This window comes from Variovorax sp. PEI5, from assembly GCF_056679935.1.
Genome location: NZ_JBWXPH010000002.1, coordinates 575,135 through 591,390 on the forward strand (window position 1 = coordinate 575,135; position 16,256 = coordinate 591,390).

The following is a 16,256-nucleotide window of genomic DNA, read 5'->3' on the forward strand; positions in this document are numbered from 1 at the left end:
CTCAGAACTCCTCGGCGCGGATCAGCGCATGGACGAGGTAGGCGAACAGCAGCAGCGCGACCAGGCCGCCGAAGCCATAGAGCGTCGCCAGGCTGATCACGGCCGGCCTCCCGTCGGGCCGTCGGCGCGGGGCGCGGGAGCGCCCAGGCGATCGAGCCCGACCACCATGCCGGCGGCCAGGGCCCACAACGCGGCCAATGCCGCGATCCATGCGATGTCCATCTTCTTTCCTTCGTCTGACTCGAAGCCGGAAGTCTCGTCAGCGGCCCGTAAAAACGGGGAAGAGAAGAAGGGTGGCGCCGTAAAAAAGGCGTAAAGGACGGGCGTCGGTCCCCTACACGCCCCACAGGCGGCCGACCCAGTCGCACAGCGCGCTGCCCGGCTCCTCGAAGCCGTGGATCGCCGTGAAGTGGTCGGCATCGGGCTGGGCCAGCAGTTCGACCCGGTTGCCGGCGGCCCGCCAGGCATCGCGCCAGGTCAGCGACTGACGAGCGAACTCGGCCTGCTCGCGGCCGCCCCAGGTCATCAGCACCGGCGTGGCGCAGGGCCGCATGGCCAGGCGGGCCGGCGAGCAGCGCCGCACCAGCTCCTCGGTCAGCTGGATCTTCGGCTGCAGGTAGCTGAAGCGCAGCGGCGCGAGGTCGTAGAGCCCGCTGGCCAGCACGGCGCCGCCGAAGGGATCCGGCGGCAGCCCGTAGTCGCGCTCCCATTCGGTCTGCAGGCACATCGCCGCCAGGTGGCCGCCGGCGGAGCTGCCGCCCACCGCCACCCGCGCCGGGTCGCCGCCACGGGCGTCGATGTGGCGCAGCACCCAGGCGCAGGCCGCGCGCAGCTGGCGCACGATCTCGTCGAGCGTGACGGTCGGGCACAGCGCGTAGTCGGGCACCACCACCGTGATGCCGCGCCGCTGCAGGCCCAGCGCCACGCAGCTGAAATCGGCCGCCGACAGCGCCCGCCAGTAGCCGCCGTGGATGAAGACGAACACCGGGGCGCCGGGCTCGTCGGCCCGGAAGATGTCGAGCGTCTCGGCGCGCGTCGGGCCATAGGGCACGCCGAGCTCGCAGGGCAGCGTGGCGCGGGCCTGCGCGCTGCGCCCGGCGTAGTGGCGCAGCGCCGCCGCGCGGTCGAGCGCCGGGATCGCCGGGTCGTACTGGGCGTCGATCTGTTCCTGGGTCTCGAAATCACGATAGAGGGCGGGCATTGGGAGGACTCCTGGAAGCGAGGTTGCGAGGGACGTCGCGGAGTGACGCCGGGAGGGGCGCGGCGCGTGGCCGCGCGTCAGACGCCGATGTAGCGCTGCCAGAGTTCCGGCTGCGCCGCCAGCGCGGCCGAGTCGCCCTGCCAGACGACCTGGCCGCGCTGCACGATGGTGTGGGTGTCGGCCAGCGCGACCAGGCGCTGCACGTACTTGTCGATCACCAGGATGCTCTGGCCACGCGCGCGCAATTGCGCCAGGCAGCGCCAGATCTCCTCGCGCACCAGCGGCGCCAGGCCCTCGGTGGCCTCGTCGAGCACCAGCAGGTGCGGGTTGGTCATCAGGGCCCGGCCGATCGCCAGCATCTGCTGCTCGCCGCCGGAGAGCTGGTTGCCCATGTGGCGCGAGCGCTCGGCCAGCCGGGGGAACAGGTCGTACACGCGCTCCAGCGTCCAGGGCTCGGCCGAGCGGTTGCGTTGGGCGGCGAAGGCCCGCAGGTTCTCCGAGACCGAGAGGTTGGGGAAGATCTGCCGGCCCTCGGGCACCAGCGCCAGCCCCATGCGGGCGATGCGGTCGGGCGCCAGGCCGTCGATGCGCTCGCCCAGGAAGCGCACCGTGCCGGCGCTCGGCGGCAGCAGGCCGAGCAGCGCGCGCACCGTGGTGGTCTTGCCCATGCCGTTGCGCCCCAGCAGCGTGGCGACGTCGCCGCTGCCGATGCGCAGGCCGATGCCGAACAGCACCTGGCTGCCGCCATAGGCGGCGCGCAGATCGTCGATCTCCAGCAGCGCCGGACGTGCCGCGACCTGGGGGGGCATGGTGGCCGCGTTCATGCGCCGGCCTCCATCGCCGGCAGCTCGTCGCCCAGGTAGGCGCGCCGCACCTCCGGATGGTGGCGGATCTCCAGCGGCGTGCCCTGCGCGATCACCCGGCCCGACACCAGCACCGAGATGCGGTCGGCCAGCCGGAACACCGCATCCATGTCGTGCTCGATCAGCAGCATCGTGGTCTCGCCGCGCAGCGACTGCAGCAGGGCCACCATGCGCTCCGATTCGTCCGGTCCCATGCCGGCCATCGGCTCGTCCAGCAGCAGCAGGCGCGGCGACGTCGCCAGCGCCAGGCCGACCTCCAGCTGGCGCTGCTCGCCATGCGCCAGGGCGCCGGCGGGCGCGTGCAGCCGCGCCGCCAGGCCGACGCGCTCGGCCACGGCATCGGCCTCGGCATGGCGCGCGGTCTCGGCCCGCGCGGGGCGCCAGAAGCGCAGGCTCGATCCCTGGCGCGCCAGCACCGCCAGCGCCAGGTTGTCGCGCACCGACAGGCGATCGAAGATGCTGGTGATCTGGTAGGAGCGCGCCAGCCCGCGCCGCACGCGGCGCGGCATCGGCCAGCGGGTGACGTCGTCGCCGTCGAAGCGGATGCGGCCGGCGTCGGATGCCAGCGCGCCGGAGATCTGGTGCACCAGGGTCGTCTTGCCGGCGCCGTTGGGGCCGATCAATGCATGCAGCTCGCCCGGGGCGACGCGCAGGTCGGCATGGTCGGTGGCGAGCAGGCCGCCGAAGCGCTTGACCAGGCCGTCGACGTGCAGCAGCGGCGCCGGCGCTCCGGCGGCGGCCGTGGCGCCGCTCATGCCGACCTCCCGCGCCGCCAGCCGGCCAGCCCGCGCGGCGCGGCCAGCACCACCGCCAGCAGCACCGCGCCGAGCGCGAACTGCCAGTGCAGCGTGTGGGCCGACAGGACCTCCTCCAGCAGCAGGAACACCACCGCGCCGACCACGCCGCCCCACAGGTGGCCGACGCCGCCCAGGATCACCATCACCAGCAGCAGGCCCGACTGGTTCCATTGCAGCAATGCCGGACTGACGAAGCCGGACTGGTTGGCCAGCAGCGCGCCCGCCAGCCCGGCCAGGCCGCCGGCCAGGGTGAAGGCGACCAGCTGGTGGCGATAGGCCGGGAAGCCGATCGCGCCCATGCGCGTCTCGTTCTCGCGCAGGGCCTGCAGCACGTGGCCGAAGCGGGCATTGAGCAGGCGCTGGATGCCCAGGAAGGCCAGCACGCACAGCGCCAGCACCACGTAGTAGAAGCGGGTGTCGCTGGCCAGGTCGAAGCCGGCGGCCACGCTCGAGCGGCCCGGAAGCGCGAGGCCGTCGTCGCCGCCCCAGGTCTTGAGCGAGACCATCAGGTAGTACAGCATCTGCGCGAAGGCCAGCGTGATCATGATGAAATAGACGCCCCGGGTGCGCAGGCTGATGGCGCCGACCAGCAGCGCGAACAGCGCGCTGGCCGCCATCGCCGCCGGCCAGGCGATCCAGGCCGAGGTCACGCCCTGCTGCATCAGGATGCCGACGGCATAGGCGCCCAGGCCGACGAAGGCCGCGTGGCCGAAGCTCACCATGCCGCCGAAGCCCAGCACCAGGTTGAGGCTGGTGGCGGCCAATGCGAACACCAGCACGCGGGTCGCCAGGCCGATGTAGAACTCCTCGCGCAGCAGCAGCGCCACGGGCGGCAGCGCGATCAGCAGCAGCAGCATCGGCAGCGCGGTGCGCCAGCGCAATGGATGGTCGAGCAGGCTGGCGGGCGGCCGCGCGGACGGGGACGGGGACGGGGACGGAGCGGCGGTCGTCATGCGGTCGGCTGGATCGGCGGGCGCGGGGGGGACGGAGGGCACGGGACGTTCAGCCATGGGCCGGGAACAGCCCGCGCGGCTTCCAGAACAGCACGGCGGCCATCAGCAGGTAGATCAGGATCGAGGCCAGGGCCGGCCCGGCGCCGGCCGCCGCCTCCGGCCCCAGCCAGTGATCGAAGGCCAGCGGGATCAGGGCGCGGCCGGCGGTGTCGACTACGCCGACGAGCAGCGCGCCGAAGAAGGCGCCGCGGATCGAGCCGATGCCACCGATCACGATCACCACGAAGGCCAGGATCAGGATGCTCTCGCCCATGCCGACCTGCACCGCCAGCAGCGGCCCCAGCAGGCCGCCGGCCAGCGCGCACAGCGCCGCGCCGAAGCCGAACACGGCGGTGAACAGTCGCCGCACGTCGACGCCCATGGCGCGCGCCATCTCGCGGTTGGAGGCGCCGGCGCGCACCCGCATGCCGATCCGCGTCCGCGTCACCAGCACGTAGAGCAGCGCCGCCACCGCCAGGCCGACGCCGATGATCAGCAGCCGGTAGGCCGGATACAGGAAGCCCGGCAGCAGCTCGACCGGACCGGCCAGGCCGGCCGGCGGGTTCAGCGCCACCGGCTGCGAGCCCCAGAGCATGCGCACGCCCTCGTTGGCCATCAGCAGGATCGCGAAGGTGCCCAGCACCTGCGAGAGGTGGTCGCGCTGGTAGAGCCGGCGCAGCACCGCGACCTCCAGCAGCATGCCGAGCACGGCCGTGCCGGCGATCCCGGCCGCCAGGCCGAGCCAGAACGAATCGCTGGCCACCGCCGCCGTGGCGACCAGGTAGGCCCCCACCATGTAGAGCGAGCCATGCGCCAGGTTGATCATGTCCATGATGCCGAACACCAGGGTCAGGCCGGCGGCCAGCAGGAACAGCATCAGGCCGAACTGCAGGCCGTTGAGCGACTGCTCCAGGACCAGCACCCCCGCGCCCGTCATGCGGCCGGCATCTTGCAGGCGCCGACGTAGGCATCGGCGTGGTTCCTGAACACCGTGCCCAGGGTGCGATTGGTGACGCGGCCCTGGGCGTCCTGGGTGACCACGCGCAGGTAGTAGTCCTGGATCGGGAAATGGTTGGTGTTGAACCTGAAGGGGCCGCGCACCGACTCGAAGCGCGCCGCCTCCAGCGCCTTGCGCACGGCGGCCTTGTCGTCGAGCCGGCCCTTGACGTCGCGCACCGCGCCGTCGATCAGGCGGGCGGCGTCGTAGCCCTGCGCCGCGTAGAGCGTGGGCAGGCGGCCGTATTCCTTCTGGAAGTCGGCCACGAAGCGCTTGTTGGCCGCGTTGTCGAGGTCGTGCGCCCACAGCGAGCTGTTGAACATGCCCAGCATCGGCGCGCCGACCGCCCGGATCACGTCCTCGTCGGCCGAGAAGCCGGGACCGAAGAGCGTCATGTCCTTGGACAGACCCGAGCCGACGAACTGCTTGATGAAGTTGATGCCCAGGCCGCCGGGCAGGAAGATGTAGACCGCGTCGGGCCTGGCGGCGCGCATCTTGGCGATCTCGGCGCCATAGTCGAGCTGGTTGAGCGGGGTGTAGCTCTCCAGCGCGATCTCGCCCTTGTAGAAGCGCTTGAAGCCGGCCAGCGCATCCTTGCCGGCCGGGTAATTGGGCGCCAGCAGGGCGACGCGCTTGAAGCCCTTGTCGGCCACCGTCTTGCCCACCGCCTCGTGCAGGTTGTCGTTCTGGTAGCTGGCGCTGAAGAAGTACGGGTTGCACTGCTCGCCGGCGTATTGCGACGGGCCGGCGTTGGCGCTGACGTAGAAGGTCTTCGACTGGAAGGTCGGCGCGCCCACGGCCAGCATCACGTTGGAGAACACGATGCCGGTCATGAAGTCGACCTTGTCGCGCTTGATCAGGCGGTCGGCGGTCTGGCGCGCCACGTCGGGGCTCTGCTGGTCGTCGGCCACCACCACCTCGGCCGGCAGGCCGCCGAGCTTGCCGCCGCCCTGCTTCACCGCCAGCTGGAAGCCGTCGCGGATGTCCACCCCCAGGCCGGCGCCCGGGCCCGACAGCGTGCTCAGCAGCCCCACCTTGACCGCGTCGGCGGCCTGGGCGAGGGGCGCGGCGCAGGCCAGCGCGGCGAAGGCGGCGAGCATGGCCAGCATCGGCGGACGGGACGGGGAAGCGGCGACGGTCTGCATGGGAAGACAACCTTTCGATGAGTCGATGGAGCCGGAACGGGCGGCGCAGCGTAGCAGTTCTTGCTACAGCGTTCGACCCGTGACCCGCGCGAAGCGGCGGAAAGGAGACGGGCCCAGGCATCAATTGAAAACGATTCTCATCTGGGTCCTAGAATCGCGGACTTTCCCGGCCGCCCGGTCCGCGCTTTTCCGCTCTTCCGCTCCTTCCGCTCTTCCGCTCCTTCCGCTCCTTCGCTCCTTCCGCTCCGTCCATGTCGCCTTCGCCCGCCTCCGCTCCCTCCCCGTCCCGCGCCCTTCCCCTCCGCTCCCGGCCTTGCCGCCCCGTCGTCCGGTCGACCGCGCTGCATTGCGCGATCCTGACGCTGTGCGCCGGCGCCGCGCAGGCGCAGGCGCAGGCGCCCGCCACGCTCGACGAGGTCGAGGTGCGCGAGCGCAATGGCGCCACCGGCTACGAGGGCGTCGGGCGCAACACGGCGGCGACCCGCACCGACACGCCGCTGATCGAGACGCCGCAATCGGTGCGCGTCGTGCCGCGCCAGCTGATCGACGACCTCGGCGCCACGCGCCTGTCCGACACGGTCGACTTCGTCAGCGGCATCGCCCGGCTCAACGACTTCGGCGGCACCTGGGACAACTACGCCATCCGCGGCTTCAGCAACACCGATGGCGGCGCGCTGCTCAACGGCTTCGCCTCCGGGCGCGGCTATGGACCGCAGCGCGACGTCGCCAGCGTCGAGCGCATCGAGTTCCTCAAGGGCCCGGCGGCGGCGCTCTACGGCAGCAGCGAGCCCGGCGGCACGCTCAACGTCGTCACCAAGAAGCCGCAGTTCACGCCCTCGCACAGCGCCGGCCTGCAGATCGGCGGCCTGGGCTTCCGGCGCGCCACGCTCGACACCACCGGCGCGCTGGGTGCCGGCGTGGCCTACCGCCTGAACGTGGCGGCCGAGGACGGCGCCAGCCGCACCTCGCTGCTGGACAACCGCAAGTACGTGATCGCGCCGGCGCTGACCTGGGTGATCGATGCCAATACCGTGCTGCAGTACGAGGCCGAGTTCATCCGCATCCGCACGCCGCTCGATCGCGGCCTGGTGCAGATCAACGGCGACGCCCTGGCGCTGCCGCGCGACCGCTACCTGGGCGAAGCCTCGCGCGGCAACCTGCGCGTGACCGGCGACACGCACCAGCTGGCGCTGGATCGCGAGCTGGGCGCCGGCTGGCGCGCGCGCGTGGGCGCCTCCTATCGCGAGACCGAGCTCGAGGGCGACGCGGTCGACCTCACCGGCGCCCTGCGCGCCGACGGCCGCACCCTGACGCGGCGCGACAGCTGGCGCAGCCTGCCCGCGCGCGATGTCTCCGTGCAGGCCGAGGTCGAGGGCAGATTCCGTGCGGCGGGCGTCGGCCACACCCTGCTGGCCGGGCTGGAGTCGTGGCGCCTGGCGATGGGGCAGGACATCCTCTATTCGAACCTGGCGACGCAGCCCTTCGCCATCGACGTCCAGGCTCCCGTCTATGGCCAGCCCCGGGGCATCCTGCGGCCCGGCTTCGCGACCGACGACCGCCAGCGCGCCACCGGTGTCTTCGTGCAGGACCAGGTCGACCTGACGACGCGCTGGAAGCTGCTGGCCGGCGTGCGCTTCGACCGCTTCCACCAGGACTTCCAGGACTTCCTGGCCGGCACGCGGCAGACCCAGAGCCATTCGGCGGCCACGCCGCGCGTCGGCCTGACCTACCTGCCCACGCCGGACAGCTCGCTCTATGTCTCGGCCGGCCGGTCGTTCCGCCCCAACGCCGGGGCCGACGAGTCCGGCACCGCCTTCGCGCCGCAGAAGGGCCAGGCGCTGGAGGCCGGCGCCAAGTGGCAGTCGCCGGACCAGCGCCTGAACGGCGCGCTGGCGGTGTTCGACATCCAGAAGACCAACGTGCTCACGCGCAGCCCGACCAATGTCAACTTCAACATCGCCGCCGGCGAGGTGCGCAGCCGCGGCCTCGAGGCCGACGTCGCCGGCCGGCTCGACGCCCACTGGCGCCTGACCGCCAACTTCGCCTACACCGACGCCGAGGTCACGCGCGACAACAATCCCGCGCTGGTGGGCAAGCGCCCGGCCAACATCCCGCGCGTCAGCGCCGGCCTGTTCGCCATCCGCGAGGACCGGCTGGCCGATGGCGGCCGCTGGGGCGTCGGCGGCGGCCTGGTGCACGTGGGCGAACGCACCGGCACGGCCACCGACACCTATCGCCTGCCGGCCTACACCACCGTGCGCCTGACCGCGTACTGGCAGCTCGACCCCCGCACGCGGCTCGGCCTGGACCTGCACAACGCCTTCGACAAGCACTACGCACTGGCATCGTGGGGCCCGCTGACGGTGATCCCGGGCCTGGGCCGCCAGCTGGTGGCGAGCGTGCAGGTCAGGTTCTAGGGCCCCCGGGCCGGGCCGCGCGCGCGGCGACGGGTGGCACCCGGTTTTCGACATCGGATGACATGGCGGGAACCGGCGCCTGGGGGAAGATCGAGCGGTCGACGACGCGACGACAACAACAACAACAGCAACAACGACGCAGACACCCCACGCTCGCTCCGCCCGGGAGCCCGGCCGGAGCAGGGCAGCGTCGCGCGATCCCGTCCCCTCCCTCCTTCCATGCCGTCGGCGAGCGCGCGCACCGCCACGGCCCCGCGAAAGCCGACTCGATGAAGACACCACTGCCCGCCCCGCCCCCCCTCGCGCTCCGGTCATCCGGCGCCTGGCATGTCTGGGAACTGGTCGCGCAGACGCTGGCCGGGCTGCTGGGCCTGGCGATGCTCGGCCTGGGAGGCTGGCTGCTGGCACTGGGTGGCAGCGGCTACTACGCGCTGTGCGGCGCGTTGCTGGCGGCCGGCGCGCTGGCGGCCTGGCGCCGCCGGCCGGCGGCCGGGCTATGGCTGCTGGGCGCCGCGCTGGCATCGAGCCTGGGCTGGGCCGGCTGGGAGATCGCCGGCAAGGGCTGGCAGCCGGTCTGGGCGATCGACCTGGCGGCGCGCGTCGGCCTGATCGCGCTGCTGTTCGTTCTGGCGCTGATGGCGCGGCTCCTGGGCGGGCCGATGGCGCGCGGCCGGCGCCGCCGGGTGCATCTGGGCCTGTGGAGCGGCGTGGCGATGCTGGCCGGCGCCGTGGCGCTGGCGTGGGAGCGCCCGGTCGCGCCTGCCGCCATGGCGCTGGCGGGAGCCTCGGCCGCCCCCGGTGCCGGCGCCGCGCCCGCCGACACCGACTGGACCGCCTTCGGCGGCACGCCCGCCGGCCAGCGCTTCTCGCCCGCCGCGCAGATCACGCCGGCCAACGTCGCCGGGCTGGTCGAGGCCTGGCGCTTCGACACCGGCGACAGCGCGCCCAGCGACCGCGTCTCCTACGCGGCGCAGAACACGCCGCTGAAGATCGGCGACACGCTGTTCATGTGCTCGCCGGGCAACCAGGTCTTCGCGCTCGACCCGGCCACCGGCGCGCGACGCTGGCATTTCGATCCCCGGGTGGCGCCGCGTGCCATGGAGTCGATGTTCAGCGCCGCCTGCCGCGCGGTCGCCTACCACGCCCGCGCCGATGCCGCCACCCTGTCGCCGCCCCTGGCCTGCGCGCGGCGCGTCTTCGTCGCCGCCGCCGATGGCCGGCTGATCGCGCTGGATGCCGAGCGCGGCGCGCCCTGCGCGGGCTTCGGCCGCGACGGCACGGTCGACCTCACCGCCGGCATGGGCCTGGCCGAGCCCGGCCACGCCTCGAGCAACTCGGGCCCGGCCGTGGTCGGCGACCTGGTGCTGGTCGGCCAGCAGGTCAGCGACAACCAGCGCCGCGACGCCCCCTCCGGCGTGGTGCGCGCCTACGACGCCACCAGCGGCGCCCTGCGCTGGGCCTGGGACGCCAAGCGCACCGACCGTCCGGGCGCGCCGCTGGCGCCGGGCGAGACCTGGCCGGCCGGCACGCCCAACGTCTGGAACGTGATCTCCGCCGACGAAGGACTGGGCCTGGTGTTCCTGGGCACCGGCAACGCCGGCAACGACCACTATGGCGGCACGCGCGATCCGGCCGACGACCGCTTCAGCGCCGCCGTGGTGGCCGTCGAGCTGGCCAGCGGCGCCACGCGCTGGGTCTTCCGCACCGTCGAGCACGACCGCTTCGACTACGACATCGGCGCGCAGCCGGTGGTCACCGACCTGGTCATCGACGGCCGCACGCGGCGGGTGGTGATCCAGGGCACCAAGACCGGCTCGCTGTTCGTGCTCGACGCCGCCACCGGAGCGCCGCTGCGGCCGGTGGCGCGCGTCGCCGCGCCGCAGGGCGGCATGCAGGGCGAGACGCTGTCGCCGACGCAGCCGCAGTCGGTCTTCTATCCCAACTTCGCCGGCCTGCCGGGGCGCGATCCGGAGCGCATCGACGCCCGCCATGCCTTCGGCCTGACGCCGATCGACGCCGCGCTGTGCCGCATCCAGTTCCACCGCATGCGCTACGAGGGCATCTTCACGCCGCCGACCTACCAGGGCCTGGGCACCCTGCTCTATCCGGGCACGATCGGCGGACTGAACTGGGGCGGCCTGGCGATCGATCCGCAGCGCGGTCTGGTCGTGACCAACCACAGCCGGCTGGCCAACCGGGTGCGACTGGTGCCGCGCGACGAGGTGGCGGACCCGGCGATCGGCGATGGCGGCCGGCGGCCCGACCAGGCGGTGGCGCCGCAGAAGGGCGCGCCCTGGGGCGTCGACCGGCCGATCTGGCTGTCGGTGCTGGGCGTGCCATGCAACACGCCGCCCTGGGGCTTCCTGGCGGCGACCGATCTCGCGACCGGCCGGCTGGCCTGGAGCCAGCCACTGGGCACCGGCTTCGACACCGGGCCGCTGGGCATCCCGATGCGCCTGCGCATCCCGCTGGGCACGCCCAACCTGGGCGGCGCGGTGACCACGGCCAGCGGCCTGAGCTTCATCGCCGCGGCGCAGGACGACTACCTGCGCGCCTTCGAGACCGCCACCGGACGCCTGCTGTGGGCGGGCCGCCTGCCGGCGGGCGGCCAGGCCTCGGCCATGACCTACATGCACCAGGGCCGGCAGTACGTGGCGATCGGCGCCACCGGCCACAAGCAGCTCGAGACCCGCGCCGGCGATGCGCTGGTGGTCTACGCGCTGCCGCGCTGAGGCCGCGTCGGCGCCGGCGCCGGCACGAGTGCCGGCGCGGATCGCGCTCAGTCGAGCGTGGCGCCGGTCAGCTTGACCAGGCCGGCATAGCGGTCGAGTTCCGACTTCCAGAAGGTCGCGAAGCTCGCCGCGTCGCCGGGGCGCACCTCGGCGCCGAGGTCGGTCAGGCGCTGCTTCAGGTCGCCGGTCTCGAAGGACGCACGCACCGCCGCGTTCAGGCGCTCGACGATCGCCGGTGGCGTGTTCGCCGGCGCCGCCAGGCCATACCAGGCATTCATGGTCATGCCCGCGAGGCCCAGCTCCTTGAAGGTCGGCACGGCCGGCAGCAGCGGGTGGCGCCGGTCGGAGGCCACGGCGATGGCGCGGATCTTGCCGCCCTTGAGCTGACCATAGGCGCCGGTGTCGAGCATGTAGTCGAGCTGGCCGGCCATGACATCGGTGAGGGCCGGCGCGCTGCCCTTGTAGGGCACGTGGATGACATCGATGCCGGCGACCGACTTGAACAGCTCGCCCGCCAGGTGCGCGGAGTTGCCGACGCCACCGGAACCATAGGACAGCCTGCCCGGCGCGGCCCTGGCGGCGCGGATCACGTCGGCCGGCGCCCGGTAGGGCGAGCCGGCCGCGACGATCATCACGCTGGGGATCACGGCCAGCGAGGCCACCGGCGTGAAGTCCTTGACCGGGTCGAAGCCGGTCTTCTTGTAGAGATACGAATTGGCCGAATTGGTCGAGCTGGTGGCCAGCAGCAAGGTGTAGCCATCCGCCGGCTGGCGCACGAACTGCTGGGTGCCGATGTTGCCGCCGGCACCGGCGACGTTGTCGACCACCACGCTCTGGCCGAGCTGCGCGCGCAGGGCCTCGGCCAGGGCGCGGCCGACGGCATCGGTGGCGCCGCCGGCGGGCCACGGCACGACCAGGCGGATGGTCTTCTGCGGATAGGCCTGCGCCAGCGCGGCGGAGGCGGCCACGGCCAGCGTGGCGGCGAGCGCGGCGCGGAGCGCGCGGCGGATCGGATGGGGCATCGTCATGGGGTGGGTCTCCGGGTGGGGGCTGGAAGGCGTGCCGCTGTCACTCGACCTTGGCGCCGGAGGTGCGCACCAGCTCGGCGGCCTCGGGCATCTGCTGCCTGACGAAGGTCCAGAACGCGCCGGTCGTCATCGGCGCGGCCGGCAAGGCGCCCAGCTCGGCCAGCTGCGTGCGGACCTCGGGCTGCTGCAGGGCCTTCTGCAGGGCGGTGTTGAGCTGGTCCAGGATCGGCTGCGGCGTGCCCGCCGGCGCCACCAGGCCATACCAGGAATCGGTGTGGAAGCCTTTCAGGCCGGCCTCGTCGAAGGTCGGGACCTCCGGCAGCGCGGGCAGGCGCTGCTTCGAGGCCACCGCCACGGCGCGCACCTTGCCCGAGCGCACGAAGGACACCGCGCCGGTGGTCAGGATCATGTCGACCCGGCCGGCCATGACATCGGTCATGGCCGGGGCGGTGCCCTTGTACGGAATGTGCGGGATGTCGACGCTGGCGAGCTTGACGAAGCGCGCGCCGGCCAGGTGCTGGCTGGAGCCGACGCCGGCCGAGGCGTAGTTCAGCTGGCCGGGATTCGCCCGCGCCCGCGCGAGCACGTCGGCGACGGTCCTGAAGGGCGAGGCCGCCGGCACCAGCAGCACGCTCGGCGAGCTGGCGATCATGCCGACCGGCGCGAAATCCTTGATCGGGTCATGATTGAGCTTGGCGTAGAGCGCCGAGTTGAGGCCATGCGAGGTGGCCGTCGCCAGCATGATCGTGTAGCCGTCGGGCCGGGCCTTGGCGGCGATGTCGCTGCCGATGTTGCCGCCGGCGCCGGCGCGGTTGTCGATCACCACGCTCTGCCCCAATGTGCGCCCCATGGCGTTGGCGATCAGCCGGGCGACGTTGTCGGAGGGCCCGCCCGCCGGCCAGCCGACCACCATGGTGACCGGCGTCGCGGTGGGATAGGCCGGCTGCGCGAAGGCACCGCCGCCGGCGAGCAGCGCGGTGGCGGCGAGCAGCGGTGCCAGGGCCAGGGCGCGGCGCCGCGGGCCGCCGGCATCGGGGCGATCGGCGGCGGCGCCGCCGTGGGGGCAGCGGAGGATTCGGGTCGTGCGGATGTCCATGGGATGTCTCTCGTTCGTTCGTGATGGCGGGCGCGCGGCCCGGGGTCGTCGGCTCAGGTCTCGATGAAGCAGTTCAGGCGCTTCAGCGTGGCATCGACCCAGGAGCGGTCGTAGCTGCCGTCCTTGATGCCCGCGACCATGATCGTCTCGGCCTCCTGCTTCCTGTGGGCCGCCTCCAGCAGCCATTCGACGTCGTCGAAGGGCACGCACAGGAAGCCGTCCTCGTCGCCGATCACCAGGTCGCCCGGCTCGATGACCATGCCATCGATCGCGATCGGCACGTTGATCTCGCCCGGGCCGTCCTTGTAGGGGCCGCGATGCGTGATGCCGGCGGCGTAGACGGGAAAGGCATTGGCGCGGATGAAGCCGGCGTCTCGGATGGCGCCGTCGATGACGAAGCCGCCCAGCCCCTGGTGAATCGCGTCGCCCACCATGATCTCGCCGGTGATGGCGTTGCTGAGGTCGCCCCCGGCGTCCACCACGATGACGTCGCCGGGTTGGGCCAGCTGCAGCGCCTTGTGCAGCATCAGGTTGTCGCCCGGGCGGCTCTTGACCGTCAGGGCCGGGCCGGCCATGCGCCCGCCCGAATGCATGGGGCGCAGGCGCGCGCCGCCGGCGGTCATGCGCGCCATGCAGTCGCCGACGTTGGCCACGGGCACCTCCAGGAACCGGCGGGCGAGGTCGAGCGAGACGGCGCGATGGCGCTTGAGGATGCGGAGTCCGTTGTTCATGATGTTCGCGTCCTCAGACGCCCTTGTTGTTGGGGTTGCGGTAGGCCTCCTTGACGGCCTCCGTCATCGGGAAGTTGAGATTGGCGTTGGTCGGCGGGATCGGCGACATGAACCACTTGCGATAGATCGGCTCGATGGCGCCGGAGGTCATCAGCTGGGACACGGTGCCATCGACCACTTCCTTGAAGCGCGGATCGTCCTTGCGGTACATGATCCCGTAGGGCTCCTGGCGCAGCGATTCGCCGGTCAGGATCTTGTAGTCGCCGGGCTTGGGCGAGGTGGCGATCAGGCCGGCGAGCTGCACGTCGTCGAGGATGTAGGCCACGGCGCGGCCGGTGCTCAGCAGCAGGAAGCCATCGGAGGTGTCCTTGGCCGCGAGGCTGTCGACCTCCATGTTCTCGGTCTTGCGATAGGTGCGCAGCAGCTGCAGGCCGGTGCTGCCGGCCACCGTCGAGACCGTCTTGCCCCTGAGGTCGGCCAGGGTGTTGATGCCCGAATCCTTCCTCACCGCCGCCGTGATGCTGGTCACGAAGTGACTCGGCGCGAAGGCCACCTGCTCCTGGCGCTGCACGGTGTTGGTGGTGGTGGCGCAGTCGAGGTCGACGGTGCCGTTGGTCAGCAGCGGGATCCGGTTGGTCGAGGTCAGGATGGTGTAGCGCACCTCCAGCGCCGGCAGGGCCAGCCGGGTCTTCACGGCCTCGACGATCCTCATGCAGATGTCGTTGGTGAAGCCGACCGGGTCGCCGCCGCCCACGGGCTTGTACGAGAACGGCACCTGGCTGTCGCGCGCGCCGATGGTGATGACGCCGCTGGACTTGATCTTGGCCAGCGTGTCGCCGGTCTGGGCCGACGCGCCGGCGCCGATGCAGGCGAGTGCCACGGCGAGGCCGATGGCGAGGGGGTTGCGGGACATCATGGGAATCGCTCTCGTTGAGGTTGGAAGGTCTGGGAAGGGGCCGTCGAAGGATGGGGCGGCCGTTCAGCGCAGGCGCGCCACGGCCTCGCGGATCGCCGCGCAGCCGGCCTCGATCTGCGCCAGGCCGGTGGCGAAGGACAGCCGCAGGTGGCCCGGCAGGCCATAGGAGTCGCCATCGATGACGGCGACGCCGGCATCGTCGAGCAGCCAGCGCATCACCTCGAGGTCGCTCGCCAGCACCGTGCCGTCCGGCGTGGTCCGGCCCAGCAGGCCGGCCACGCTCGGGAAGACGTAGAAGGCGCCATCGGGAGCCGCGCAGTCGATGCCGGGGATGGCGTCGAGCAGCCGCACGATGTGGTCGCGCCGCTCCTCGAACAGGCGCCGGCCCGCGTCCACGCAGTCCTGCGGGCCGTCGAGCGCGACCACCGCCGCGGCCTGGCTCATGGCGCTGGCGCAGGTGGTGGTCTGCGAGGCCAGCAGCGTCAGCCCCCGCATCAGCGTCATCGGTCCGGCGGCATAGCCGATGCGCCAGCCCGTCATCGCATAGGCCTTGGACACGCCATTGACCACCAGCGTGCGCGATGCCAGGTCGGGCGCCACGTTCAATGGCGACAGGTGACGCGCGCCGCCATAGGTGAAGTGCTCGTAGATCTCGTCGGTGAGCACCCAGACGTGCGGGTGCAGCCGCAGCACGGCGCACAGGCCCTCCAGCTCCTGGCGCGAGTACACCGCGCCGCTGGGATTGTTGGGTGTGTTGAGCACCAGCCAGCGCGTGCGCGGGCCCAGGGCCGCCTCCAGGGCCGCCGGGGTCAGCTTGAAGCCGCTGGCCGCGTCCGAGGGCGCGATCACCGGCACGCCGCCGTTGAGCCGCACCATGTCGGGATAGGAGACCCAGTAGGGCGCCGGCACGACGACCTCGTCGCCCTCGTCCAGGGTGGCGGCGAAGGCGTTGAAGATCAGCGTCTTGGCGCCCGGGCCGACGACGATCTCGTCGCTGCGATAGGCCAGGCCGTTCTCGCGCTGGAGCTTGCGGGCGATGGCCTGGCGCAGGGCCGGCGTGCCGGCCGAGCCGGTGTAGCGGGTCTGGCCATCGCGCAGCGCGGCGATGCCGCCCTCGACGATGTGGGACGGCGTGGCGAAATCGGGCTCGCCCAGCGTGAAATCGATGATGGCCCGGCCGGCGGCGCGCAGGGCGTCGACGCGGGCCTTGGCGGCGATGCTGGGCGAAGGCCTGACCTGGCCGATGCGGGCGGAAAGCAGGGTGCTCAAGGAACGACTTTCATGACCTGCCCCGTCGGAGCGACGCGGCATCGGAGCATTCTGAAAGCCGCCTAAAATTTC

Annotated in this window: 15 protein-coding genes; 2 read left to right on the plus strand and 13 right to left on the minus strand. The window is 72.3% G+C overall.

Annotated features, from left to right (window positions below; genetic code table 11):
• Position 1: 1 nt before the first annotated feature.
• From kdpF to AC1MLT_RS19115, 8 genes are all read right to left on the minus strand, one after another.
• A complete protein-coding gene (gene kdpF, locus AC1MLT_RS19080) occupies positions 2-100 on the minus strand; it encodes a K(+)-transporting ATPase subunit F (RefSeq protein WP_481035728.1) in 99 nt (32 codons plus the stop codon).
• Complete coding sequence (locus AC1MLT_RS19085; RefSeq protein ID WP_481035729.1) at positions 97-222, minus strand: hypothetical protein; 126 nt, start codon at positions 220-222, stop codon at positions 97-99. The genes kdpF and AC1MLT_RS19085 overlap by 4 nt, the downstream gene beginning before the upstream one ends.
• 112 nt (positions 223-334) lie before the next feature.
• Positions 335-1,201 carry an alpha/beta hydrolase gene (locus AC1MLT_RS19090; RefSeq protein ID WP_481035730.1) on the minus strand — a complete coding sequence of 289 codons (867 nt, stop codon included), beginning with the start codon at positions 1,199-1,201 and terminating at the stop codon, positions 335-337.
• 77 nt (positions 1,202-1,278) lie between these two features.
• Complete coding sequence (locus tag AC1MLT_RS19095) at positions 1,279-2,025, minus strand: ABC transporter ATP-binding protein (protein ID WP_481035732.1); 747 nt, start codon at positions 2,023-2,025, stop codon at positions 1,279-1,281.
• Entirely contained in the window at positions 2,022-2,819 is a 798-nt protein-coding gene (locus AC1MLT_RS19100) for an ABC transporter ATP-binding protein (RefSeq protein WP_481035734.1), read from the minus strand. The genes AC1MLT_RS19095 and AC1MLT_RS19100 overlap by 4 nt, the downstream gene beginning before the upstream one ends.
• Entirely contained in the window at positions 2,816-3,814 is a 999-nt protein-coding gene (locus AC1MLT_RS19105) for a branched-chain amino acid ABC transporter permease (protein ID WP_481035735.1), read from the minus strand. Before AC1MLT_RS19105 ends, AC1MLT_RS19100 begins: the two co-directional genes overlap by 4 nt.
• A gap of 49 nt (positions 3,815-3,863) precedes the next feature.
• Positions 3,864-4,790, minus strand: a complete 927-nt coding sequence (locus AC1MLT_RS19110; RefSeq protein ID WP_481035736.1) for a branched-chain amino acid ABC transporter permease — start codon at positions 4,788-4,790, stop codon at positions 3,864-3,866.
• A complete protein-coding gene (locus tag AC1MLT_RS19115; protein WP_481035856.1) occupies positions 4,787-5,959 on the minus strand; it encodes an ABC transporter substrate-binding protein in 1,173 nt (390 codons plus the stop codon). The genes AC1MLT_RS19110 and AC1MLT_RS19115 overlap by 4 nt, the downstream gene beginning before the upstream one ends.
• Before the next feature lie 287 nt (positions 5,960-6,246).
• Between AC1MLT_RS19115 and AC1MLT_RS19120 the strand changes: the two genes are divergently transcribed.
• Positions 6,247-8,412, plus strand: a complete 2,166-nt coding sequence (locus AC1MLT_RS19120) for a TonB-dependent siderophore receptor (RefSeq protein WP_481035737.1) — start codon at positions 6,247-6,249, stop codon at positions 8,410-8,412.
• A 269-nt stretch (positions 8,413-8,681) separates the two neighbouring features.
• On the plus strand, positions 8,682-11,144 hold the full coding sequence (locus AC1MLT_RS19125) for an outer membrane protein assembly factor BamB family protein (protein WP_481035739.1): 2,463 nt from the start codon (positions 8,682-8,684) through the stop codon (positions 11,142-11,144).
• Positions 11,145-11,191: 47 nt separating this feature from the next.
• Here AC1MLT_RS19125 and AC1MLT_RS19130 read toward each other — a convergent pair whose 3' ends face one another.
• From AC1MLT_RS19130 to AC1MLT_RS19150, 5 genes are all read right to left on the minus strand, one after another.
• Positions 11,192-12,172, minus strand: a complete 981-nt coding sequence (locus AC1MLT_RS19130; protein ID WP_481035740.1) for a Bug family tripartite tricarboxylate transporter substrate binding protein — start codon at positions 12,170-12,172, stop codon at positions 11,192-11,194.
• Between the two features lie 40 nt (positions 12,173-12,212).
• Positions 12,213-13,268, minus strand: a complete 1,056-nt coding sequence (locus AC1MLT_RS19135) for a Bug family tripartite tricarboxylate transporter substrate binding protein (RefSeq protein ID WP_481035742.1) — start codon at positions 13,266-13,268, stop codon at positions 12,213-12,215.
• A 53-nt stretch (positions 13,269-13,321) separates the two neighbouring features.
• Positions 13,322-13,999, minus strand: a complete 678-nt coding sequence (locus AC1MLT_RS19140) for an RraA family protein (protein ID WP_481035743.1) — start codon at positions 13,997-13,999, stop codon at positions 13,322-13,324.
• Between the two features lie 13 nt (positions 14,000-14,012).
• Positions 14,013-14,915, minus strand: a complete 903-nt coding sequence (locus tag AC1MLT_RS19145; protein WP_481035744.1) for an amino acid ABC transporter substrate-binding protein — start codon at positions 14,913-14,915, stop codon at positions 14,013-14,015.
• Between the two features lie 63 nt (positions 14,916-14,978).
• The gene (locus AC1MLT_RS19150) at positions 14,979-16,226 is read right to left on the minus strand and encodes a pyridoxal phosphate-dependent aminotransferase (protein ID WP_481035745.1); all 1,248 of its coding nucleotides are present in this window, start codon (positions 16,224-16,226) and stop codon (positions 14,979-14,981) included.
• Between the last annotated feature and the right edge of the window lie 30 nt (positions 16,227-16,256).